The following is a 21,781-nucleotide window of genomic DNA, read 5'->3' on the forward strand; positions in this document are numbered from 1 at the left end:
TGTGCCGATATCTTTTAGCCCTAAAGTCGGGGAGATCCTTGAATGTAACTATGGGAGTTATCCCATTGGTAATGATGGTGCTGTTGTGGCAAATTTTTATGACGGCCACATGCCACCTGAAATGGTGAAGAACCGTCTGGTAGTGGTGCTTAATGGTAAGATAAACGGAAATGCTTGTATCGTGGTTCCTTTGTCAACAACGTGTGACGTAGATAAGCTACGGCGTGGTATGCACGTAGAAATCGCAGAGGGAATCATTGAAGGGGTAAGATATTTCGATCAGCAAACCCGCTGGGCTAAAACTGATCTCGTTCAGCAGGTAAGTCGCATGCGCCTTAGCAGGCCGCGAACTGTCCGTGGATACCTGAATCAATGCTTGTCGAGAGAACTTGTAGCAGAAATACAAAGTGCGGTTATCAAATCCATCAATGCAAGCTGGATGCTATCAGATTCTTGACTTGTTTTAAAATAACTGTTGACGATTTCGTCAAAATCCACGATGATGCAGCGGTAGCCCATTGAGGCCCTTTAAAGATTTATTCCCCATTGAGGGACCTGCAAAGCCCAGTTGATATGCTGGGCTTTTGCCATTCTACGGCAAGTAAAACATTTTTTCCCGCTTTAGGCCTTTCTGTTAGACCCACCAAGCTTGATCCTCACAGGTAGTATCCTGAATCCTTATGGGAAATAACACTGTTTTTGGTAATTGGGCTTAGTGCTTAACATGGTTGTACTGCGGAACAGCATTTATATAGACGCAGTGTTGAAACAACTAAAGGTAGAGGATCAGATTTGCGAAATGATGAGGTCAGAGCCAACACCTTACAAATATATCAAGGTAGCTAAAGTCAAATGACCAGGTAGCAATGAGAACTGTCAATTTTTTTCGGCAGGTGAATGTTGTGCAGGAATTTATGGTTTGAAGTGAATTTGTAAGGATGAAATTATAAATTTCTGTTCAAATGCCCCCATAGTGCCGTTTTAGTAAGTTTTTAACGAGAAAAACATGACAATAAACAGGCCGCTTTTTTTGTGTTAAATAGTACTGTTAGCTCTTGATTCCAACACCATAATCACTGGATAATCTTTCACCTCAAATTCTCTCGCCATTTTTTATTCTGAAAGCCAAACGATTGCTTTTATGGTTTGTGAAACCGATTGGTGCAATATTCATTATTGTTATTAAGTAAAGTAATCGTTTTCGTTTGGCAGAAAGCGGGGAAATACATGAATATAATGCAGAGGAACAACATGATGTCCGGCACTCAGGCACCAGCTAAATGCAAGCTGGATAAATATTTTAAATTGACCGAACGCGGAACAACGGTACGCCGTGAAATTCTGGCAGGGCTCACGACTTTCCTGGCGATGGTTTACTCCGTCATCGTTGTACCGGGTATGTTAGGACAAGCCGGGTTTCCTCATACCGCTGTCTTTATTGCGACTTGTTTGGTTGCTGGTTTTGGCTCTTTGTTAATGGGGCTTTGGGCTAACCTGCCAATGGCTATCGGTTGTGCAATTTCATTGACCGCATTTACCGCTTTTAGTTTGGTTTTGGGGCAGCAAATCAGTATTCCGGTTGCGCTCGGTGCGGTATTCCTGATGGGCTGTTTGTTTACGGTGATTTCTGTTACCGGTATTCGCTCCTGGATTTTGCGCAATATACCCATGGGTATTGCGCATGGTGCGGGGATTGGTATTGGGCTGTTTTTGTTATTGATTGCCTCAAATGGCGTTGGTTTGATCATTAAGAACCCGTTGGAAGGTCTGCCTGTTGCTCTGGGTTCGTTCACCTCTTTTCCAGTTATGATGACTTTGCTTGGTCTGGCGGTTATTTTCGGCCTGGAAAAATTGAAAGTTCCAGGTGGTGTGCTACTGGTGATTGTGGTGATTTCTGTTCTCGGGCTGATTTTTGATCCGGCGGTGAAATATCAAGGATTCTTTAAAGTACCCAACTTGGGAGATGACGGCCTGTCTCTGATTTTTAGTATGGATATTATGGGAGCTTTGCAGCCGATTGTATTACCCAGTGTGCTGGCACTGGTAATGACCGCCGTATTTGATGCCACCGGCACAATCCGCGCAGTGGCAGGGCAAGGGAATCTGTTGGATAAGGGCGGGCAGATTATTAATGGCGGTAAAGCGCTGACTGCCGATTCTGTCAGCAGTATTTTTGCCGGTGCTATCGGTGCCTCTCCGGCTGCGGTATATATCGAATCAGCGGCGGGTACCGCAGCAGGGGGTAAAACAGGTTTAACTGCAACAGTTGTCGGTATCTTGTTCTTGTTAATTTTGTTCCTTTCTCCACTTTCATATCTTGTACCAGCGTATGCGACTGCGCCGGCGCTGATGTATGTCGGTTTGCTGATGCTGAGTAATGTCAGAAAGCTGGATTTCGAGGATTTTGTTGGCGCGATGTCCGGTATGCTCTGTGCGGTCTTTATTGTTCTGACTTGCAATATTGTCACTGGCATTATGCTGGGTTTCGGTTCTTTGGTTATTGGCCGTGTCTGTTCCGGTGAATGGCGTAAGTTAAATGTCGGTACAGTAATGATCACGATCGCTTTAGTAGTATTTTATGCTGGTGATTGGGCTATTTGATTGATTAAAAAGTGCGTAAGGTGTGTCCATGCTGGCACACTTTGCCATTTCTTGCGATTACTTTTAAATTCTCAATTATTTCACCGCTATTTATCTGATTAGTTTACAATATTCCTGCAATTCTTTCGGATACGACTCAGCATGTATCTACCTTTTTCGATTGATTCAGCTATTTTAGCATTAAGATCTATTCTCACTGTTTTTGTTTTGACGGGAAGAAAAAAGTCTCAATCTGTATATCAACGGTTTTCAGGTAAATTGTAAGGGCAACATGGAAATATTCTTTACTATTCTGATTTTGATTTTGGTGGTTTCAGTCTCTGGCGTTCTGACTAAGGTGATTCCATTACGTATGCCTCTGCCGTTAGTGCAAATTGCAATGGGTGCATTGCTGGCCTTTCCGCATTTTGGCTTACATGTTACTTTCGATCCTGAGCTGTTTCTTGTCCTGTTAATCCCTCCTTTGTTATTCGTTGATGGTTGGAAAACGCCAACCAGAGAGTTTTTCCACTACGGAAGGGAAATTTTTATACTGATGCTGGTATTGGTGCTGGTGACTGTTATCGGTATTGGTTATCTAATTTACTGGCTGATGCCAGGCATTCCATTAATTGCTGCCTTTGCCCTTGCCGCTGTGCTATCGCCAACGGATGCGGTGGCTTTATCATCCATTGTCGGAAAAGGGCGTATGCCTAAGCGCATGATGAGTGTGATGGAAGGGGAAGCGTTAATGAATGATGCTTCCGGTCTGGTGGCCTTAAAGTTCGCTGTCGCGATAGCGATGGGAACGATGGTATTTACTGTTACCGGCGCAACTATCGAATTCTTCAAAGTTGCCATCGGCGGTTTGTTATCGGGTATTGCGGTGACTTGGTTGTACAGTAAATCCCTGCGTTTGATGAACAGCTGGAGTGGTGGCGATCCGGCGACTCAAATTGTTTTCATGCTGCTGCTGCCCTTTGCTTCTTATTTGATTGCCGAACATATTGGTGTTTCCGGTATCCTTGCCGCCGTCGCTGCGGGTATGACTATCAGTAAATCTGGCGTTATCCGTAACGCGCCGTTGGCGATGCGTTTGCGGGCCGATAGTGTCTGGTCAATGCTGGAGTTTGTGTTTAACGGCTTGGTATTTATCATGTTGGGCCTGCAATTACCGGGGATCTGGCAAACTTCCGTTGTACAGGCAGAGCTTGATCCAACCGTTGAAACCTGGATGCTATTTGCTGCGGTAGCTGTGATTTATGTTGCGCTTTTACTGCTGCGTTTTTGTTGGTTGTGGTTGATGAAGAATATCAGCAAAACCTTTATGAAAAAAAATCCACTGGATTTCGCTAGTTATACCACCCGTGAGTTATGGTTGGCGTCTTTTGCTGGTGTTCGTGGGGCAATCACACTCGCTGGTGTTCTGTCTGTTCCTTTGTTCCTGACTGATGGTACGCCATTCCCAGCTCGTTATCAGCTTATCTTTATTGCGGCAGGTGTCATCCTGTTTTCTCTGTTAATTGGGGTTATCTCTTTGCCATTCCTGTTACGGGGAATTCAAGCTTCCGATAAACAGGCAAATATCAGTGAAGTGCGAATGGCGCGGGCAGCAATGGCAGAAGTGGCTATTGTCAGTATGAATAAGATGGAAGAACGCCTTTCTGTCAGCCCAGAAGAGCAATTGGATGCTGAGGTTATTACCGAAGTTGCTTCCAGGGTAATTGGTCATTTGCGTCGCCGTACGGTGGGGCAGGATGAGATAGAACATAACCTGCTGGTGGAAGATTTGGAGCGTCGTTTCCGTCTGACTGCGTTAAGAGCAGAACGCGGTGAGTTATATCATCTGCGCGCAACCAGAAAAATCAACAATGAGACTCTTCAGACTTTGTTGCATGATTTGGATTTACTGGAGGCTTTACTGGTAGAGAAAGAGCACTGATACCCTGTGATTCACGGGCTGTCACTACAATCTTGCCGATTGTGCCATTCAACCTGATTGGTGGATATCTCACCTGTCAGGCTGATAGCCCATTTGCTTGGTTTGTCGGTGTTGGTTTTCCCACCGGAACCTTGGCAATGATGAATAATATCTTGGTTCCGGTGGGATGGGGGATAAATTTACCATTGGAGGAGGTTTGCTTGTTGCGTTGTTATAGCGTCATCAACGCTTGATCTCGCAATTCCCTTCACGAATGGCAGATTATCCATCGCGTGCTGGCGTGCGGAATGGATAAATGCGTTAATCTCAGGCTGGCGTTGTTCACCTTCACGGACGGCAGCATACAATCTGCTCCATAAACCTTCTCCCAGCGTTTTCGTTACCACTAATCCTTGCCGTTCAAATGTTTCAACAACCCAGTGTGGCAGAGCGGCGATCCCCATACGGGCAGCGACCATTTGAATCAGTAACAGCGTGTTATCCACATTTTTCAGGGTGGGGATGACACCAGCGGGTTGCAAGAAACGTCGCCAAATATCAAATCGTTGGCGCTGAACGGGATAGATCATCAACGTCTCATCAATTAAATCCTTTGGCTGAATGTGCAGCTTATTTGCCAGAGGATGATCTGGGGCAACAATCAATTTGACCTCATAATCAAATAGCGGCGTGTAGTACAGATCGCTATCAGGAAGGATATCTGATGTCAGAACGACATCTAATTCCCGTTTCAGTAGTGCAGGCTGTGGATCAAAAGTGACGCCGGATTTGAAATCCACATTGACCTGTGGCCAGGTTTCACGGAAATTCTTGAGTGCGGGTGTTAGCCATTGAATACAACTATGGCATTCAATAGCGATACGCAAATTGGTCTGGCCCGGCTCTTTGCATTCGCGCAGTGCGTTTTGGACCAGTGGGAGAACTTGTTCTGCCAACCGTAATAAAACTTCACCCTGTGGTGTGAAACGAAGTGGTTGACTTTTACGGATAAACAATCGAAAGCCAAGGCGGTGTTCAAGATCACTGAATTGATGAGACAAGGCGGATTGTGTCTGATGCAAGTGATTGGCCGCTGCTGCTAATGAACCACAATGACTCAATGATTGTAATGTTTTTAAATGTTTTATTTCGATCATGAGAAACCTTCAGGATGATAATGAATAAATTGCGCTTGTGGTTTATACCTTACCTGTTGATTATGGATGTGTAAACATCTAGACGGCTAAAAATGACGGGATAATGAAATGACGATTATTAATCACACACTTGGCTTTCCACGTATCGGTTTGAAAAGAGAATTAAAAAAGGCTCAGGAAAATTATTGGGCAGGGAAAATTTCTCAGCAAGAATTATTGGAAACTGGCCGTGAGTTACGTGCCCGTCACTGGGAACAACAGAAGCAGGCTGGTGTTGATTTAGTGCCGGTTGGTGATTTCGCCTGGTATGATCATGTTCTGACCACCAGCTTATTGCTGGGTAATGTACCACCGCGTCATCAGAATGCAGATGGCATTATTGATCTGGATACACTATTCCGCATTGCCCGCGGTCGTGCACCGACTGGTGAGCCTGCCGCTGCCGCAGAAATGACTAAATGGTTTAATACTAACTACCATTATATTGTGCCGGAATTTCAGCAAGGCCAGGAATTTAAACTGAGTTGGACTCAGTTACTGGAAGAAGTGGATGAGGCTTTGGCTCTGGGTCATAAAGTGAAACCCGTTTTACTGGGACCGGTGACTTACCTGTGGTTGGGTAAAGTGAAAGGTCAGGTGTTTGATCGCCTCTCTTTACTGAAAGATATTCTTCCTGTTTATCAGCAAGTGTTAGCTGAGTTAGCTAGACGTGGTATTGAATGGGTTCAGATTGATGAACCTGCTCTGGTGCTAGAATTGCCGCAAGAGTGGCTGGCAGCTTATCCGGTTGCTTATCAGGCACTTCAGGGGCAGGTTAAATTGTTGCTGACTACCTACTTCGATAGCATTGGTCACAACCTGGAGATCATTAAATCTCTGCCTGTACAGGGGTTGCATGTGGACCTGGTTGCCGGTAAAGATGATGTTGCGCAGCTGCATGAGTCACTACCAAAAGAGTGGCTGCTTTCCCTGGGTGTAATTAATGGCCGTAACGTATGGCGTGCTGATTTAACTGCTAAATATCAGTTGATTAAACCACTGGTAGAGAGTCGTACACTGTGGATTGGTTCATCTTGTTCTCTTCTGCACAGCCCTATCGATCTGAATAATGAAACAGCTCTTGATGCAGAGGTGAAAAGCTGGTTTGCGTTCGCCTTGCAGAAATGTGAGGAATTGGCTCTGCTGGCTGCGGCGTTGAATCAGCCAGAAGGCAGTAAACAAGCAGAGTTGGATGCTTACAGTGCACCAATCCGTGCCCGCCGTGAATCTAAGCGGGTGAATAATCAGACTGTTACTCATCGTCTTGCCGCTATTGAGCCACAGGATAGTGAACGTAATCAACCCTATCCACAGCGTGCGGAGGTACAGCGTCAGCGCTATAACCTGCCATTGTGGCCAACAACAACGATTGGATCATTCCCGCAAACCACGGAAATCCGCGGCTTGCGTCTGGATTTCAAAAAAGGCCGGGTAGATGGTGCCAGCTATCGCACCAACATTTGTGAACATATCAAGCAGGCAATCAATGAACAGGAACGTTTAGGGTTGGATGTATTGGTTCATGGTGAAGCTGAACGTAACGACATGGTGGAATACTTCGGTGAACACTTTGACGGCTTTGTCTTTACGCAGAATGGCTGGGTTCAGAGTTATGGCTCCCGTTGTGTTAAGCCACCGGTGATTATTAGTGATATCAGCCGCCCTGAAGCTATCACGGTAGAGTGGGCTAAATATGCTCAATCGCTGACGGATAAACCGGTCAAAGGGATGTTAACCGGGCCGGTGACGATCCTCTGCTGGTCATTCCCAAGGGAAGATGTCAGCCGTGAGACTATCGCTAAACAGATTGCATTGGCACTGCGTGATGAAGTGGACGATTTGCAGAAAGCCGGCATTGGTATCATCCAGATTGATGAGCCGGCATTGCGTGAAGGTTTACCACTGCGCCGCGAAGAGTGGCAGGCATATCTTGATTGGGCTGTAGATGCATTTAAATTGAGTGCAGCAATTGCCGAAGATGACACACAGATTCACACTCATATGTGTTATTGCGAGTTTAATGACATCATGCCTTCCATTGCGGCACTGGATGCGGACGTGATCACCATTGAAACTTCCCGTTCAGATATGGAGTTGCTGGATTCATTTGAAAATTTCTCTTATCCGAATGAGATCGGGCCAGGTGTTTATGATATTCATTCACCTAACGTACCCAGTGTTGAATGGATTGAAGCATTGTTACGTAAAGCGGCTGATCGTATTCCGGTTGAACGTTTGTGGGTTAACCCGGATTGCGGCCTGAAAACCCGAGGCTGGACTGAAACCCGTCAGTCACTGGCAAACATGGTACAGGCGGCGAAACGTCTCCGCGAATCAGTAAAATAACTCAATCTAGTAATTTGCCCATCACCTTTATTGGTGATGGGCTTTTTCATAAATAATCTTTCTCTGAAGTGTTTGTCGCCTAATGGTGCCTCCTTTGTAATCAAATTTTTTGTAACTTATATATATATTCCATATTGATATTGGAAAAAATACGTTTTATTAACAAAATACCCGTGCCGTAACAAGATGATAACTGGAAGCATTGTAATAGAAACTAAATAATTAAAGGGAGAATTATATGGATGTTAATAATTTGCAAGGTAAGAAAAGTAGCTCTCGAAGAAATTTTCTAAAAAATAGCGCTGCTATCACGGCTACAGCCGCGCTTGCTCCAATTGGCTTGTCCCGTGCAGAAGGAAAATTATCGCCACAGAATGGCATTGGTGTATGTACGCTTGCACCCGAGCAGATATCAGGGCCATATTTTCGAAATAGTAAAATTGTAAGACGGGATATTACCGATTCAGAAGCAGGAATACCTTTTTTATTGAAAGTGACTATTCTGGATCAGAAAACATGTAAGCCGGTTGATAAATTATTTGTTGATATTTGGCACTGCAATAGTCGGGGAAAATATTCTGGTTGGAGTTATATAAGTCCTGATATACCACCTAATGCCGGTGAAATATCGGGTATCAACAGAACTGATGATAAAGTTTTTCTAAGAGGGGCTCAACAATCGGATAAAAGTGGCGTGGTCAATTTCACCACTATTTATCCAGGATTTTATGTTGGTAGAGCAACTCACATTCATATTGCAATTAGACAGATTAGCAAAGATATAAATGAAGAAGAACATTTTGCCTTTGTTGGTCAAATGTACTTTCCTGAAAAGATCAATACAGAGGTTTATCAATATGATTTGTATTCAAAACGGAGGGTAATCAGAACAAAAAATCATGAGGACGAGTATTTCAAAAATATGAATGGTCATCTTTCAGAAATAAAAGTAACAAAAATAGACGAATCTGATATTAATCGTGGGATCTTGGGTGAAATAATTCTGTCAGTAGACTTGGAGAATATATCCAATTTCATAACTAAAGATGATCTATATTCCCATACGGTATGACAAGTTTTGTTGAATAAACTAAATTTCAATATAATAACAGTCGAAATTATAAAGTAACCTATGTAAATGGCATATTGATTAATAATTTAAAAGAATATCAGGTGCTTGATAGTTACATACGGACATTGTGCAGGCACAGAGAGGATTATCTTTACTGTTTGGTTAATATTATCCAATAGATCGTATTTCTCTGTGCCTGTCACTTTTGTGGAAAGTGTTTAACTGCGCGAGCAGAATATTAAATCAATGAGTGGTACCTCCACTGATGACGATATCCTCACTGTTTTTTAATGCTTCATTGATGGCGATTTCCAGTGCTGTTATTACTGTTTCCAGTGCCATACTCGGTGAGCCAGAGAACCGTACTGCCTGCTCAGGCAGATAAGGGATATGGATAAAACCACCGCGTATTTCAGGATTGGTGTTCGTCAGATAATGCAGCAAGCCATACATGACATGATTACAGACGAAAGTACCTGCGGTCTGTGAAATTGAAGCTGGGACACCTGCTTCATGTAAACCTTTGACCATTGCATTGAGCGGTAACGTAGCAAAATAAGCGGCGGGACCGGTTGCTACGATCGGCGTATTAATAGGCTGGTTACCTTGATTATCAGGAATAAGTGCATCGTTGATATTAATTGCCACGCGCTCCACGGTGATATCAGCTCTACCACCCGCCTGTCCCATGGCAATCACCAGATCAGGTTGGACATCATTAATAGCCGCATATAAGTAAGTTAGGGAGACATCGAATACGCATGGAAGCTGGCGTGCTTCTATACGCGCTCCACACAATGTGCGCCCTTGCAACTGCTTGACTGCTTCCCATGATGGATTAATCGTTTCATTGTCGAAAGGCTCAAAACCTGTAATTAAAACGGTTTTCTGTCTTGTCATAGGTAGTATTCCTGTATGATGGAAAGGTTCTAATATGTTTAAACAATATGTATCCTATTAAAGGGTGACGGTGATATTTATATTTGGTAATTGTTTTATTTTTGTTGAAAAATAAAGAGAATATGGTGAAAGATAATAAATAAAATTTCCTTATTAATTACGGAGTAAAATGAATTTTATTTTTAAATATGTTTTTCATAGGAAAATTTACCGTGAAAATGGCGGATTCGACTAATAATTGGCTATTTATTCCATATACGAGCGTATTCAGTTTAGCTTATGGCAGAAAGAGAACGCCGGGTTCTTTATTTTTGAGTTTGTGATTACTATTTAGGCATGTGTTAATTTTTTTCTTTGTAATAGTTCGCTTATTTTTACTCATTTTACGATTATTTTGTGACTTACATCGCAAAATAATGTACGTTTTTCTTTTTTATCTTACTTCGAAGTGATATTTATCACTAAAAGATGTCTAAATGCTCAATACAGTAGATTTCAACCCATTTCGTTATAAATTCTTCCCTTTGAGGAGTCTAATATGTCTGATGTATTTCACTTAGGTCTGACCAAAAACGACCTGCAAGGCGCGACTTTAGCTATTGTTCCGGGAGATCCGAAACGTGTGGAAAAAATTGCAAGATTGATGGATAACCCAGTTTATCTTGCTTCTTTGCGTGAATTCACGTCGTGGCGCGCAGAAATTGATGGTAAAGCAGTTATTGTATGCTCCACGGGCATTGGTGGCCCATCAACATCCATTGCTGTTGAAGAATTAGCACAATTGGGGGTTCGTACTTTCTTACGTATCGGGACAACAGGGGCAATCCAGGAAAATATCAATGTTGGGGATGTGCTGGTAACCACGGCTGCTGTTCGTTTGGATGGCGCCAGCTTGCATTTTGCTCCGATGGAATTCCCGGCGGTTGCCGATTTTGACTGTACGACTGCACTGTATGAAGCAGCAAAAGATTGCGGTGCAACGACACATGTGGGTGTAACCGCTTCTTCCGATACTTTCTATCCTGGTCAGGAACGCTACGATACCTATTCTGGCCGTGTTGTGAGCCGTTTTAAAGGCTCAATGGCTGAATGGCAGGCGATGGGGGTCATGAACTATGAAATGGAATCTGCAACTTTGTTGACTATGTGTGCAAGCCAGGGGCTGCGTGCAGGTATGGTTGCCGGTGTCATCGTTAACCGTACTCAGCAGGAAATTCCTGATGTTGAGCTACTTAAGAAAACAGAAAGTAACGCATTAGGGATCGTGGTCGAAGCGGCTCGTCGTTTGTTGTAAATAATACTTGTTGGGCCGGAATATTCCGGCTCACTCTTCTTTTAAACAGAAATCTGTTAATGTTTTAAAATTTACAACTAATTAAGAGTCATCATGATAACTACATCTTTATTGCACCCATCAGTACTTCCCCTCCATGGCGGGATTAATTTTCGTGATTTAGGGGGTAAAACGGTAGCCAGTGGTGGGAAAATTAAATCAGGTTTACTTTTTCGCTCTGGTGCTTTGGATCGTTTAACAGAAAAAGACCAATCTTTCCTGACAAATAAAAACCTCTTTCAAATCATAGATTATCGTGACATAGGTGAAATAGAAGATAAACCTGATCAGGTATGGCATGGGGCTGATTATCACCATGCTCCTGCCAATCCATTATCCAAGGAGGTGAATGCGAATCTGGAAAAATTGACATCAGAGATGTTGGAACAATTTAATCCGCAGTCATTTATGTTCCGTCTTTATAAATTACTGCCTTTGAAAAATGCGGCCTATAAGCTATTAGTTAAATTGCTGCAACAACCGGAAAAGGGTGGGATAGTACAACATTGTGCGGTAGGTAAAGACAGAACGGGTGTGGGCTCTGCCTTGGTATTGTTTGCACTTGGAGCCGATTTAGATACAGTAATGGAAGATTATTTGGTGACGAACACCACGTTGGCACCTTACCGTGAGTATTTGTTAAATGAACACGCGAAAACCATGAGTGATGATATGGTTGAGAAATTCGCTTATGTCTATTCTGTCAGAGAAGAATTTTTAATAGCAGCACTAGGTAGTATTAACCAGAATTATGGCAGTGTAAATGTATGGTTGGAGAAAGATCTTGGCCTTGATTTTTCTGCCCGTCAGAAATTACAAGGTTATTTCCTTGAATAAGAAGTTGGTTTAATTCTGGTTAATACAACAGTGGTTAAATTGAATGTGGTATTAATCAATACAGGAATTTGAATTTGAGTCTTCATGAAATAGTTGAGTTGGTAATCGCTTTTGTTAAAGCACACGATACCTGGATCATGCCGATTGTTTTCTTACTTGCTTTTGGTGAATCTCTGGCTTTTTTCTCCTTGTTATTGCCTGCAACGATCATACTGCTTGGATTAGGTGCATTAATAGGTGAAAGTGGCCTTAATTTCTGGCCAATCTGGTTGGCTGCGGCGATAGGAGCCTTTTTAGGCGATTGGGTATCCTATATCGCCGGTGCGCATTTTAAAGGTGATGTTGGTAAAATCTGGCCGATTTCCCGTAAACCACAATTGCTGACACGAGCGCATAATTTCTTTGAGCGATGGGGCATTTGGAGCATTTTCCTTGGTCGGTTTTTTGGGCCATTCCGTGCAATTGTGCCATTGGTGGCAGGTATTTGTACCATGCCGTTGCGGTACTTCCAGATTGCCAATATCTGTTCCGCACTTATCTGGTCTTTTGGGGTATTAGCTCCGGGCGCTTTTGGTTTGCAATGGTTAGCTCAATGGATAAGTTAATTGAGAGCGGCTTCGCAGACTGAGTCACTTGTGTAAATCAACATGGACATCTATACAGTGTTAATTTAACTTAGCTGGTCGAAGAATGTAACAGAGGAAATACAGGTGGATATCCAGTTGTTATATACGTTGATTGGCGTTCTTGGTGGCCTGTTGAGCGGTGGGGCTCTTGTCTGGCTCTCCATTCATCAACGTATTCAGCAGCAAGAATTGGAGTTACGGGAACTGAGCAGTCAGCTTGCCGTTGCTAATGAAAAACTTGAGCAGTCTGTTTACTGGCGGGTTGAATGTGAGCAATTGAACCAAGAATTACGGGCTCAGAGAGAAATCAATAACGTGCAAGAATCTGAGTTGCGCGAAGTGACTACACGTCTGGAAGAGAGCCGTCTTGCTGCTGAAGAGAAACAGCGGTTATTGATCAACAGTGAACTACGCCTGAATACCCAATTTGAAAACCTGGCTAACCGTATTTTTGAACAAACAGGTCGTCGTACTGACGAACAAAACCGGCAGAGTCTCAATAGTCTTCTGGCTCCATTCCGTGAACAACTTGATGGTTTTCGCCGTCAGGTACAGGAGAGTTTTGGTCAGGAAGCCCGTGAACGGCATACTCTTGCACATGAAATCCGTAACTTGCAGCAACTGAACGTTCAAATGGCGAAAGAAGCAGTCAATCTGACCAATGCACTTAAAGGTGACAACAAAATTCAGGGAGATTGGGGGGAAGTGGTGCTGGCTCGCATTCTGGAAGCTTCTGGTTTACGGGAAGGACATGAATTTCGTACTCAGGTGAATATTAAGGCAGAGAGTAACAGCCGCTTCCAACCCGATGTTATTGTTCATTTGCCGCAAGGGAAAGATGTGGTGATTGATGCCAAAATGTCGCTGGTCGCTTATGAGCGTTATTTTAATAGTGAAGATCAACACCAGCGGGAATCAGCCCTTCAAGAGCATATCAGCTCAATTAAAGGTCATATCCGTGGTTTGAGCCGCAAAGATTACCAGCAGTTGCCTGGGTTGAAATCGCTGGATTATGTACTGATGTTTATTCCGGTTGAACCTGCTTATTTGGTTGCACTCAATAGGGCACCTGAGCTGCTTGATGAGGCACTTAAACACAATATTATGCTGGTTAGCCCATCAACATTGTTAGTTGCTGTGCGTACTATCAATAACTTGTGGCGCTATGAATATCAAAGCCAGAATGCGCGTTTAATCGCGGATAAAGCATCACGTATGTACGATAAGATGCGTTTGTTTGTTGATGATATGCAAGGCTTAGGGCAAAGCCTGGATAAAGCCCAAGTTAATTATCGGTTGGCAATGAACAAGCTCACAGAGGGGCGTGGTAATTTGATAAGCCAGGCTGAGGGGTTTCGTAAGTTAGGGGTTGAAGTGAAACGTTCTATTGATCCTGAATTGGCTAATAAGGCCAACCAACCATCCTGTGCTAATGATTAACGCCAGGATAGGGTTTTATCTGAAAGGCTGATACACTTTTATAACAGTTTGAATAAAAAACGGGCAGATAACATGGTAGACCAAACGAAACAAACCACACATTTTGGTTTTCGCACCGTAGCCAAAGATGAAAAAGAAGGTATGGTAGCCGAAGTATTTCATTCCGTTGCGGCAAAATACGATTTAATGAATGATTTAATGTCGTTTGGCATTCATCGTATTTGGAAACGTATGGCTATTAATGCCAGTGGTGTTCGCCGAGGCCAGAGAGTCCTTGATTTAGCTGGCGGTACCGGAGATCTGGCCGCCAAGTTTTCCCGTATAGTGGGTGAAAAGGGTGACGTTGTTCTTGCTGATATCAATGAGTCTATGTTGAAGATTGGGCGTGAGAAATTACGTGATACCGGTATTGTTGGTAATGTCAGCTATGTGCAGGCTAATGCGGAAGCGTTGCCTTTCCCTGATAACTATTTTAATTGCATCACTATTTCTTTCGGTTTGCGTAATGTCACTGAAAAAGAAAAAGCCCTGCGTTCTATGTTTCGGGTTTTGAAACCGGGCGGGCGCTTATTGGTGCTTGAGTTCTCTAAACCGTTGCTCGCACCATTAAGCAAAGCTTATGATACATACTCTTTCCATGTACTGCCAAAAATTGGTCAGGTTTTTGTGCAAGATGCTAACAGTTATCGTTACCTGGCGGAATCCATCCGTATGCATCCTGATCAGGAAACACTTAAAACCATGATGGAAAATGCGGGTTTTGAACAGGTAACTTATACCAATATGACCGGCGGCATTGTTGCACTACACAGAGGTTTTAAATTCTGAGATGGAAAGACCATCACTGAGTACAGCTATTAATTCCACACTTATGCCGGTCTTAACCGCAGTGATGGAAAGATCATTGAATCACCTGTTGTACCGCGAACCTGTATTAAGACCTGCCCGTATGCGGCTGGTGGGCAAAGTTTTGTCGATTGAACTGCAAGAAATGAATACACCACTCACATTAGTATTCAGTGAAAAACAAGTGGATGTATTGAGTCAATGGGCTGGAACTGCCGATTGCACGGTTAAAACTAACTTTGCTGCTTTGCTTAAGCTACGGGATCGCCAACAAATTTCCAGGTTGCTCAATAGCGGTGAAATGGTTATTGAAGGGGATATGCAGGTTATTCAGCAATGGTCTGCTTTGTTGGATATGGTTGAATGGGATTTGGCCCATTATCTTTCCCCTTATTTCGGGGATATCGCTGCTGAAGGTATCAGCCAGGCTATTAAAAAAGGATTTCAGTTTGTTTCCGGTTCAATAACATGTCAGAAAAATTATCTGGTGGAAACATTAACCGAAGAGTGGCAACTGGCACCAAATGCGCTTGAAGTGGCTTATTTCAGTGAAGAAGTCAGCGTGTTGACCAAAGATATCAATCAAATAGAACAACGATTGGCAGTATTAGAGGAAAAATATGACTCCAGGTGAATTAAGGCGTCTTTATTTGATCATACGGGTTTTTCTTTCTTACGGATTGGATGAGCTGATTCCTCGAATTCGCTTAACTTGGCCTCTTCGTTTTGGGCGTTATTTGTTGTTTTGGATCCCGAATAGACATAAAGATAAACCGCTTGGGGAGAGGCTGCGACTTGCCTTACAAGAGCTAGGGCCTGTCTGGATCAAATTTGGACAGATGCTTTCAACACGGCGTGATCTTTTTCCTCCGGCAGTAGCTGATCAACTGGCATTGTTGCAGGACCGGGTTGCCTCTTTCGACGGTGCTCTGGCTCGTCAATATATTGAAGCCTCTTTGGGGGGGACGCTGGAAACCTGGTTTGATAATTTTGAACCTGTAGCTTTGGCCTCTGCTTCAATTGCACAGGTACATACTGCCCGGTTAAAAGAGAATGGTCAGGAAATTGTTATCAAAGTTATCCGTCCTGATATTCTGCCGATTATCAAAGCGGATATTCGGTTAATGTACCGCCTGGCTAATTGGGTACCTATGCTGTTACCTGATGGACGTCGCTTACGCCCTCGTGAAGTAGTGCGGGAATACGAAAAGACGTTGATTGATGAGCTGAATTTACTGCGTGAAGCCGCTAATGCAATTCAGCTTCGCCGTAATTTCGAAAATAGCTCAATGCTTTATGTACCGGAAATTTATTCTGATTATTGTCGTGAAAATGTGTTGGTGATGGAACGGGTTTATGGTATTCCGGTTTCTGATATTGAAGCACTGGAAGCGCAGAATACCAATATGAAATTGCTGGCTGAGCGGGGAGTACAGGTCTTTTTTACTCAAGTCTTTCGTGACAGTTTCTTCCATGCGGATATGCATCCGGGAAATATTTTTATCAGCTATGAACATCCTGAAGATCCGTTTTATATTGGCATTGATTACGGCATTGTTGGTTCGCTTAACAAAGATGATAAACGTTATCTGGCGGAAAATTTTATCGCTTTCTTTAATCGTGATTACCGAAAAGTTGCCGAACTTCATGTGGATTCAGGTTGGGTTCCCAGTGATACTAATGTTGAAGACTTCGAATTTGCAATCCGTACAGTCTGTGAGCCAATATTTGAGAAGCCACTGGCGGAAATTTCATTTGGTCATGTTCTTCTGAATCTATTTAATACTGCCCGCCGTTTTAATATGGCAGTGCAGCCTCAGTTAGTGCTTCTACAAAAAACGCTTTTGTATGTAGAAGGGTTAGGACGACAGCTCTATCCACAACTTGATTTGTGGAAAACAGCAAAACCATTTCTGGAGGAGTGGTTACATAGCCAGGTTGGATTGCCGGCTATTATTCGGGCGTTGAAAGAAAAAGCGCCTTATTGGGCAGAAAAGTTGCCGGAACTCCCTGAATTAGTGTATGACAGTCTTCAACAGCATAAACATTTGCAAGCCAATATTGAGAAGCTATCAGATCAGTTAAAAGGGCAGCAGACAAAACAGCGACAGTCGCAGTATTTGCTCGGTGTTGGTGCGACATTGTTTCTTTGTGGGAGTTTGTTTTTGTTGTCTGGCTTAGTCGATATTCCTTGGTTGTTTATGGGCGCGGGTGTCGCCTCATGGCTGTTTGGCTGGTGCCAGTTAAGTAAAACAAAGTAAAATTTGTCTTCGGTATTTTCGAATATATAGTTCGTCGTATAATGAGCTATCAATGATAATCCCTGTTAAAGAGGTAAACCAGAATGGGCGGTATAAGTATTTGGCAATTACTCATCATTGCTGTCATCGTAGTACTGTTATTCGGCACAAACAAACTCCGTACTCTGGGGTCTGATCTGGGAGCATCTATTAAAGGTTTTAAAAAAGCGATAGGGGATGATAATCCGTCTCAGCAAGCTCAGAAAACCAGTAATGATGCTGATTTTGAGACTAAAAATATTGCTGAAAAGCAATCAGCAGCTCAATCTGAATCATCTGAGAGCAAAAACAAAGAGCAGGTATAAACCGTGTTTGACATTGGTTTTAGTGAACTGCTGTTGGTTATGGTCATTGGCTTGGTGGTTCTGGGGCCAGAACGGTTACCTGTGGCAGTTAAGACGGTTGCCGGCTGGATCAGAGCATTGCGCTCTTTAGCTGCTAACGTCCAAAATGAGCTTGCTCAGGAGCTGAAATTACAAGAGCTCCAGGAAAGCTTGAAAAAAGTCGAAGAAGAAGCGGGGTTACAGAATTTATCCCCGGAATTAAAAGCTTCGATGGATGAGCTAAAAGAAGCGGCTGAGTCTTTGAAAAAGGCCTACCAAAATGAACCTGATGCAGGGAATATGACAGCATTAGAAACAGATCAGGTGGCTCAAAAGCCGGCAGCATCTCAGATTGTGGCTTCGCCCATATCATCTTCTCCGGTGGATGATAAAGCGGTTTCTGAAACGAAGAAAAAAACTTCTGATTAAGTTAATGGTGAACACGAAAACATGGCTGTTGATGATACTCAACCACTTATCAGTCACCTTATTGAACTGCGTAAGCGAATTCTAAACAGTTTACTTACTGTATTAGTGGTTTTTTTAGCGTTGGTCTATTTTTCTAACGATATCTATCAGATGATCTCTGCACCTTTGATTAAGCAATTGCCTCAAGGTGCCAGTATGATAGCGACGGATGTTGCCTCTCCCTTTTTTACACCAATAAAGCTGACCATTATGGTGTCTATATTCGTATCTGCACCTATGGTTCTCTATCAGGTATGGGCATTTATTGCACCCGCGTTATATAAGCATGAACGTCGCTTGATGATCCCTCTGCTCGTTTCCAGTAGCCTGCTGTTCTATTTGGGGATGGCATTTGCTTACTTTGTTGTATTTCCGATTGCTTTTGGGTTCTTTGCTAAGACAGCGCCTGTAGGGGTTTTAATTGCAACGGATATTAGTAATTATCTGAGCTTTGTCATGGCATTGTTTATGGCCTTTGGCGTCTCTTTTGAAGTCCCGGTTGCCATTATTTTGTTGTGCTGGAGTGGGGTAATTACACCCGAATCCCTGAAGAAAAAGCGGCCGTATATTTTGGTAGGTGCTTTTGTTGTTGGCATGTTATTGACGCCGCCGGATGTTTTCTCACAAACCTTACTCGCTATTCCTATGTATCTGCTGTTTGAATTGGGGATTTTACTTTCCCGTTTTTACACCGGACAGCGCAAGCTGGGAGATCGTTCAGAAGAAGAGCAAACATCAGAAGCAAATAGGGAAAAGTGATAATAGTGATCTTAACATGTTGTTCTGTAATGCTAAGATAATTAACTCAAAGCGATAGCATATTAATTAACCCAGCGTCTATACGCTGGGTTTGAGTTAGGAGAGCTATATGAGCTATGTATTTCCAGGAACTTTTCCTGATCGCCGTATGCGGCGAGTGCGCCGTCATGATTTTTCCCGTCGTCTGGTTGCTGAAAATCAATTAACTGTTAACGACTTAATCTATCCGGTGTTTGTGATGGAAGGCACTAACCATCGTCAAGAAGTACCCTCTATGCCAGGCGTGTATCGTCTGACAATGGATCTTTTGCTGAAAGAAGCTGAAGAGATTGCCCGACTGGGTATTCCTGTTTTATCTCTGTTCCCTGTTATTGAAGCAGATAAAAAATCTTTGGATGCGAAGGAAGCTTATAGTCCTAATGGGCTGGTTCAACGCACAGTTCGTGCGCTGAAAAATGTTGTTCCTGAATTGGGATTGTTGACTGATGTGGCATTAGATCCATTCACTACACATGGTCAGGATGGCATCATCGATCAAGATGGTTACGTGATTAACGATGTAACCAAAGAAATTTTGGTCAAACAGGCTCTGTCACATGCAGAGGCTGGGGCTGAGATTGTTGCACCGAGCGATATGATGGATGGACGTATTGGTGCAATCCGCGAGTTGTTTGAAGCGGAAGGTCATGTAAATACTCAGATTATGGCCTATTCTGCTAAGTATGCTTCGGGTTATTATGGCCCATTCCGTGATGCGATCGGTTCAAGTAGCCATCTGAAAGGGGGGAATAAAAAAACCTATCAGATGGACCCGGCTAACAGTGATGAAGCATTGCAGGAGATTGCACAGGATTTGCAGGAAGGTGCTGATACTGTAATGGTTAAACCGGGTATGCCTTACCTGGATGTGATCCGCCGGGTAAAAGACACCTTTGGTGTACCGACCTTTGCTTATCAAGTATCTGGTGAATATGCCATGCACATGGCTGCGATCCGGAATGGTTGGTTACAGGAGCAAGTCATTATGGAGTCCTTGCTATGCTTCAAGCGTGCAGGGGCGGATGGCGTGCTGACATATTTCGCAAAACAGGTTGCTCAACAGTTATATGAGCAGAGGTTTTAATATTTGATTAAAAACGGGTGAATGTGAATTCTACCCGTTTTTTGTTTGGTTAAAGTTTCACAAACTGTTTGTTATCAAGCGCTTTAGGTAATTGTTTATTCAGAATATTCAGTAATAAAATAGAGCGGGTTTCTCCATCAGGCTCATTGTAGATAGCCTGCAATCCTTCAAATATTCCGTCTGTGATTAATACTGTATCACCGGTTACAGGAGTATCTGGTGATACATATTCTTGTTCTGTTGCAGACATAATTTCATTAATAAGAACGTCCGGTACAATAGCTGGACGTATACCAAAACGGACAAAATGACTAACGCCGCGTGTTGAATTGATAGTCGTGGTATGAATAACTTCTGGGTCAAACTGAACAAATAGGTAATTAGGAAAAAGGGGTTCTGTACTCACAGTACGTTTACCGCGAGTTATTTTTTCAATTTTCGCGATAGGCGTCAGGCAGGCAACATCCTGTCGTTCCAGATTTTCTATTGCTCGTGAAATTTGCCCACGCTTACAGTAGATGAGGTACCAGTTTTCCATGTTTATTTAACCTTGATCCAATGACTATTAAGCATAGCAAAATAGGAAAGGGCATTACAGGAATTATCTCAGTGATAATTGTTTGATGATAGATATTTATTGTTATGAGTAGATACTGCGTTTCTTAGTAAGAAAGCTGTGAGTAATATCCTGGTAAGCCACGGGCAAAGCGATCAATATAATGCTGGTGATTCTGTCTGCAATTAATATAAGGAAAAGAAAGATGGAAGTATTTCTGCTGAGTAATGGCAAACTTTCAGGTAATCCGAATTGGTTGAGTTATGCCAAAGAGCAGTTAAGTGCGTAGATTTTTCTTGAGCTCTGTAAAAAACCATGGATGTGGCATACAGTCTAGCTATTGATGCCAGCCTACTGCCTAAATGGGTAAAGCAGTACCATGCTGAACTTCACCAATGGTTCGGCCATGACGGTTGAACAACGCCACATAAAAGAGCTGGAAGCCCAGAGGTCATCACCCAGCTGCACTCGCCCTGCTTCGACCAGACAAAATGGGCCCGGTGCAGACGGCAGGTACACAGCCAGACACCGTGTCGGTCCCAGCGCAACACCTTAAGGCGGGAGCGGGCCTTGTTACAGAAAACGAAAGCCGCTTCCTCCTGCCAGCGCAAATTCAATCCTTCGAGGTGTTGGGTCAGAGCATCAATGCCCCGGCGCATATCGACGGGTTCGCGCACCAGAAAAAGCGATTCGGGTTTTAGCATCGGAATGGTTAACTATTTTCAATTAAATACAATTAACTCCCCTTATGAAAATTTGCATTTATCGAGTTAAATCCCTCCTTGATATAAAAATTTTAATACCTCTGTATTCGCGTTTTTAAATGATTATGACAGTTAACCTGTTATCGGAAGTCGTTTTTTTACTCGATGGATTTAATTAGTATAAAGTTTTAACCGTTGTTTTCATCCCTTTTAACACCTGATTTTTGTTAAGTTTAATCATCATCGGATATCGTGTTTTATGTTTAACGAACACGGATTATATTCACTTTTTATCTTTTCTGATGCTGTTAAATAACTGATGGGAAAGCGCTTTAATATCCGTTTATTCGGGTGATGTTATTTTACGTGCGATTTCTTTTCAACTTTGGATTAATGGTTAATGATTTTCGATTAAATGCCATTAATGGTTATTTTTAAAGGTTGCATTTAT

The 21,781-nt window shown here is 43.0% G+C and carries 20 protein-coding genes; 16 read left to right on the top strand and 4 right to left on the bottom strand.

Going from position 1 to position 21,781, the window contains the following annotated elements:
* The first annotated feature begins 1 nt into the window (after window position 1).
* The 3 genes from C5471_RS06355 to C5471_RS06365 all read left to right on the top strand — a co-directional run bounded on the left by C5471_RS06355 (window position 2) and on the right by C5471_RS06365 (window position 4,522).
* On the top strand, window positions 2–457 hold the full coding sequence (locus C5471_RS06355; RefSeq protein WP_133816247.1) for a type II toxin-antitoxin system PemK/MazF family toxin: 456 nt from the start codon (window positions 2–4) through the stop codon (window positions 455–457).
* 797 nt (window positions 458–1,254) lie between these two features.
* A complete protein-coding gene (locus C5471_RS06360; protein ID WP_133816338.1) occupies window positions 1,255–2,601 on the top strand; it encodes an NCS2 family permease in 1,347 nt (448 codons plus the stop codon).
* 271 nt (window positions 2,602–2,872) lie between these two features.
* Window positions 2,873–4,522 (top strand): Na+/H+ antiporter, encoded by a 1,650-nt coding sequence (locus tag C5471_RS06365; RefSeq protein ID WP_133816248.1) that lies wholly within the window; start codon window positions 2,873–2,875, stop codon window positions 4,520–4,522.
* A 179-nt stretch (window positions 4,523–4,701) separates the two neighbouring features.
* Here C5471_RS06365 and metR read toward each other — a convergent pair whose 3' ends face one another.
* Window positions 4,702–5,658: an HTH-type transcriptional regulator MetR gene (gene metR / locus C5471_RS06370; protein WP_133816249.1), complete on the bottom strand. Its 957-nt coding sequence runs from the start codon at window positions 5,656–5,658 to the stop codon at window positions 4,702–4,704.
* Window positions 5,659–5,766: 108 nt separating this feature from the next.
* On the opposite strand from metR, the gene metE reads away from it, so the two are divergent.
* The gene (gene metE, locus C5471_RS06375) at window positions 5,767–8,043 is read left to right on the top strand and encodes a 5-methyltetrahydropteroyltriglutamate--homocysteine S-methyltransferase (RefSeq protein WP_133816250.1); all 2,277 of its coding nucleotides are present in this window, start codon (window positions 5,767–5,769) and stop codon (window positions 8,041–8,043) included.
* 238 nt (window positions 8,044–8,281) lie between these two features.
* Window positions 8,282–9,115 carry an intradiol ring-cleavage dioxygenase gene (locus tag C5471_RS06380; protein WP_133816251.1) on the top strand — a complete coding sequence of 278 codons (834 nt, stop codon included), beginning with the start codon at window positions 8,282–8,284 and terminating at the stop codon, window positions 9,113–9,115.
* A gap of 243 nt (window positions 9,116–9,358) precedes the next feature.
* On the opposite strand, the gene pcp is transcribed toward C5471_RS06380, so the two are convergent.
* Window positions 9,359–10,015, bottom strand: a complete 657-nt coding sequence (gene pcp, locus C5471_RS06385) for a pyroglutamyl-peptidase I (RefSeq protein WP_133816252.1) — start codon at window positions 10,013–10,015, stop codon at window positions 9,359–9,361.
* A 538-nt stretch (window positions 10,016–10,553) separates the two neighbouring features.
* Between pcp and udp the strand changes: the two genes are divergently transcribed.
* The 11 genes from udp to hemB all read left to right on the top strand — a co-directional run bounded on the left by udp (window position 10,554) and on the right by hemB (window position 20,070).
* Window positions 10,554–11,309: a uridine phosphorylase gene (gene udp, locus C5471_RS06390; RefSeq protein ID WP_133816253.1), complete on the top strand. Its 756-nt coding sequence runs from the start codon at window positions 10,554–10,556 to the stop codon at window positions 11,307–11,309.
* A gap of 93 nt (window positions 11,310–11,402) precedes the next feature.
* A complete protein-coding gene (locus tag C5471_RS06395) occupies window positions 11,403–12,185 on the top strand; it encodes a tyrosine-protein phosphatase (protein WP_133816254.1) in 783 nt (260 codons plus the stop codon).
* 74 nt (window positions 12,186–12,259) lie between these two features.
* Window positions 12,260–12,790 carry a DedA family protein gene (locus tag C5471_RS06400; RefSeq protein ID WP_133816255.1) on the top strand — a complete coding sequence of 177 codons (531 nt, stop codon included), beginning with the start codon at window positions 12,260–12,262 and terminating at the stop codon, window positions 12,788–12,790.
* Between the two features lie 150 nt (window positions 12,791–12,940).
* Entirely contained in the window at window positions 12,941–14,251 is a 1,311-nt protein-coding gene (gene rmuC, locus C5471_RS06405; protein WP_387466608.1) for a DNA recombination protein RmuC, read from the top strand.
* Window positions 14,252–14,323: 72 nt separating this feature from the next.
* Window positions 14,324–15,079 (top strand): bifunctional demethylmenaquinone methyltransferase/2-methoxy-6-polyprenyl-1,4-benzoquinol methylase UbiE, encoded by a 756-nt coding sequence (gene ubiE, locus C5471_RS06410; protein WP_133816257.1) that lies wholly within the window; start codon window positions 14,324–14,326, stop codon window positions 15,077–15,079.
* A 1-nt stretch (window position 15,080) separates the two neighbouring features.
* Window positions 15,081–15,731, top strand: a complete 651-nt coding sequence (gene ubiJ / locus C5471_RS06415) for a ubiquinone biosynthesis protein UbiJ (protein WP_133816258.1) — start codon at window positions 15,081–15,083, stop codon at window positions 15,729–15,731.
* Window positions 15,718–17,358 (top strand): ubiquinone biosynthesis regulatory protein kinase UbiB, encoded by a 1,641-nt coding sequence (gene ubiB, locus C5471_RS06420; RefSeq protein WP_133816259.1) that lies wholly within the window; start codon window positions 15,718–15,720, stop codon window positions 17,356–17,358. The genes ubiJ and ubiB overlap by 14 nt, the downstream gene beginning before the upstream one ends.
* 83 nt (window positions 17,359–17,441) lie before the next feature.
* Window positions 17,442–17,702 (top strand): Sec-independent protein translocase subunit TatA, encoded by a 261-nt coding sequence (tatA, locus tag C5471_RS06425; RefSeq protein ID WP_133816260.1) that lies wholly within the window; start codon window positions 17,442–17,444, stop codon window positions 17,700–17,702.
* 3 nt (window positions 17,703–17,705) lie between these two features.
* On the top strand, window positions 17,706–18,149 hold the full coding sequence (tatB, locus tag C5471_RS06430; protein WP_133816261.1) for a Sec-independent protein translocase protein TatB: 444 nt from the start codon (window positions 17,706–17,708) through the stop codon (window positions 18,147–18,149).
* Window positions 18,150–18,170: 21 nt separating this feature from the next.
* Window positions 18,171–18,947, top strand: a complete 777-nt coding sequence (gene tatC, locus C5471_RS06435) for a Sec-independent protein translocase subunit TatC (RefSeq protein ID WP_133816262.1) — start codon at window positions 18,171–18,173, stop codon at window positions 18,945–18,947.
* 109 nt (window positions 18,948–19,056) lie between these two features.
* Window positions 19,057–20,070, top strand: a complete 1,014-nt coding sequence (hemB, locus tag C5471_RS06440) for a porphobilinogen synthase (RefSeq protein ID WP_133816263.1) — start codon at window positions 19,057–19,059, stop codon at window positions 20,068–20,070.
* Window positions 20,071–20,119: 49 nt separating this feature from the next.
* Here hemB and rfaH read toward each other — a convergent pair whose 3' ends face one another.
* Together rfaH and tnpB are read right to left on the bottom strand one after the other, a co-directional pair.
* Entirely contained in the window at window positions 20,120–20,608 is a 489-nt protein-coding gene (gene rfaH, locus C5471_RS06445; RefSeq protein WP_133816264.1) for a transcription/translation regulatory transformer protein RfaH, read from the bottom strand.
* A gap of 407 nt (window positions 20,609–21,015) precedes the next feature.
* Entirely contained in the window at window positions 21,016–21,330 is a 315-nt protein-coding gene (gene tnpB, locus C5471_RS06450; protein ID WP_133816265.1) for an IS66 family insertion sequence element accessory protein TnpB, read from the bottom strand.
* Window positions 21,331–21,781 lie beyond the last annotated feature (451 nt).

The organism is Photorhabdus tasmaniensis (genome assembly GCF_011189505.1).
In the GTDB taxonomy this organism is placed as follows: domain Bacteria; phylum Pseudomonadota; class Gammaproteobacteria; order Enterobacterales; family Enterobacteriaceae; genus Photorhabdus; species Photorhabdus tasmaniensis.

Excerpts from the sequence above, each read along its gene's own strand:
- ubiB (WP_133816259.1), top strand. The coding sequence starts at position 15,718 with ATGACTCCAGGTGAATTAAGGCGTCTTTATTTGATCATACGGGTTTTT.
- metR (WP_133816249.1), bottom strand. The coding sequence starts at position 5,658 with ATGATCGAAATAAAACATTTAAAAACATTACAATCATTGAGTCATTGT.
- pcp (WP_133816252.1), bottom strand. The coding sequence starts at position 10,015 with ATGACAAGACAGAAAACCGTTTTAATTACAGGTTTTGAGCCTTTCGAC.
- tnpB (WP_133816265.1), bottom strand. The coding sequence starts at position 21,330 with ATGCTAAAACCCGAATCGCTTTTTCTGGTGCGCGAACCCGTCGATATG.
- tatA (WP_133816260.1), top strand. The coding sequence starts at position 17,442 with ATGGGCGGTATAAGTATTTGGCAATTACTCATCATTGCTGTCATCGTA.
- metE (WP_133816250.1), top strand. The coding sequence starts at position 5,767 with ATGACGATTATTAATCACACACTTGGCTTTCCACGTATCGGTTTGAAA.
- C5471_RS06380 (WP_133816251.1), top strand. The coding sequence starts at position 8,282 with ATGGATGTTAATAATTTGCAAGGTAAGAAAAGTAGCTCTCGAAGAAAT.
- C5471_RS06395 (WP_133816254.1), top strand. The coding sequence starts at position 11,403 with ATGATAACTACATCTTTATTGCACCCATCAGTACTTCCCCTCCATGGC.
- tatC (WP_133816262.1), top strand. The coding sequence starts at position 18,171 with ATGGCTGTTGATGATACTCAACCACTTATCAGTCACCTTATTGAACTG.
- C5471_RS06365 (WP_133816248.1), top strand. The coding sequence starts at position 2,873 with ATGGAAATATTCTTTACTATTCTGATTTTGATTTTGGTGGTTTCAGTC.
- ubiE (WP_133816257.1), top strand. The coding sequence starts at position 14,324 with ATGGTAGACCAAACGAAACAAACCACACATTTTGGTTTTCGCACCGTA.
- udp (WP_133816253.1), top strand. The coding sequence starts at position 10,554 with ATGTCTGATGTATTTCACTTAGGTCTGACCAAAAACGACCTGCAAGGC.
- hemB (WP_133816263.1), top strand. The coding sequence starts at position 19,057 with ATGAGCTATGTATTTCCAGGAACTTTTCCTGATCGCCGTATGCGGCGA.
- C5471_RS06360 (WP_133816338.1), top strand. The coding sequence starts at position 1,255 with ATGTCCGGCACTCAGGCACCAGCTAAATGCAAGCTGGATAAATATTTT.
- rfaH (WP_133816264.1), bottom strand. The coding sequence starts at position 20,608 with ATGGAAAACTGGTACCTCATCTACTGTAAGCGTGGGCAAATTTCACGA.
- ubiJ (WP_133816258.1), top strand. The coding sequence starts at position 15,081 with ATGGAAAGACCATCACTGAGTACAGCTATTAATTCCACACTTATGCCG.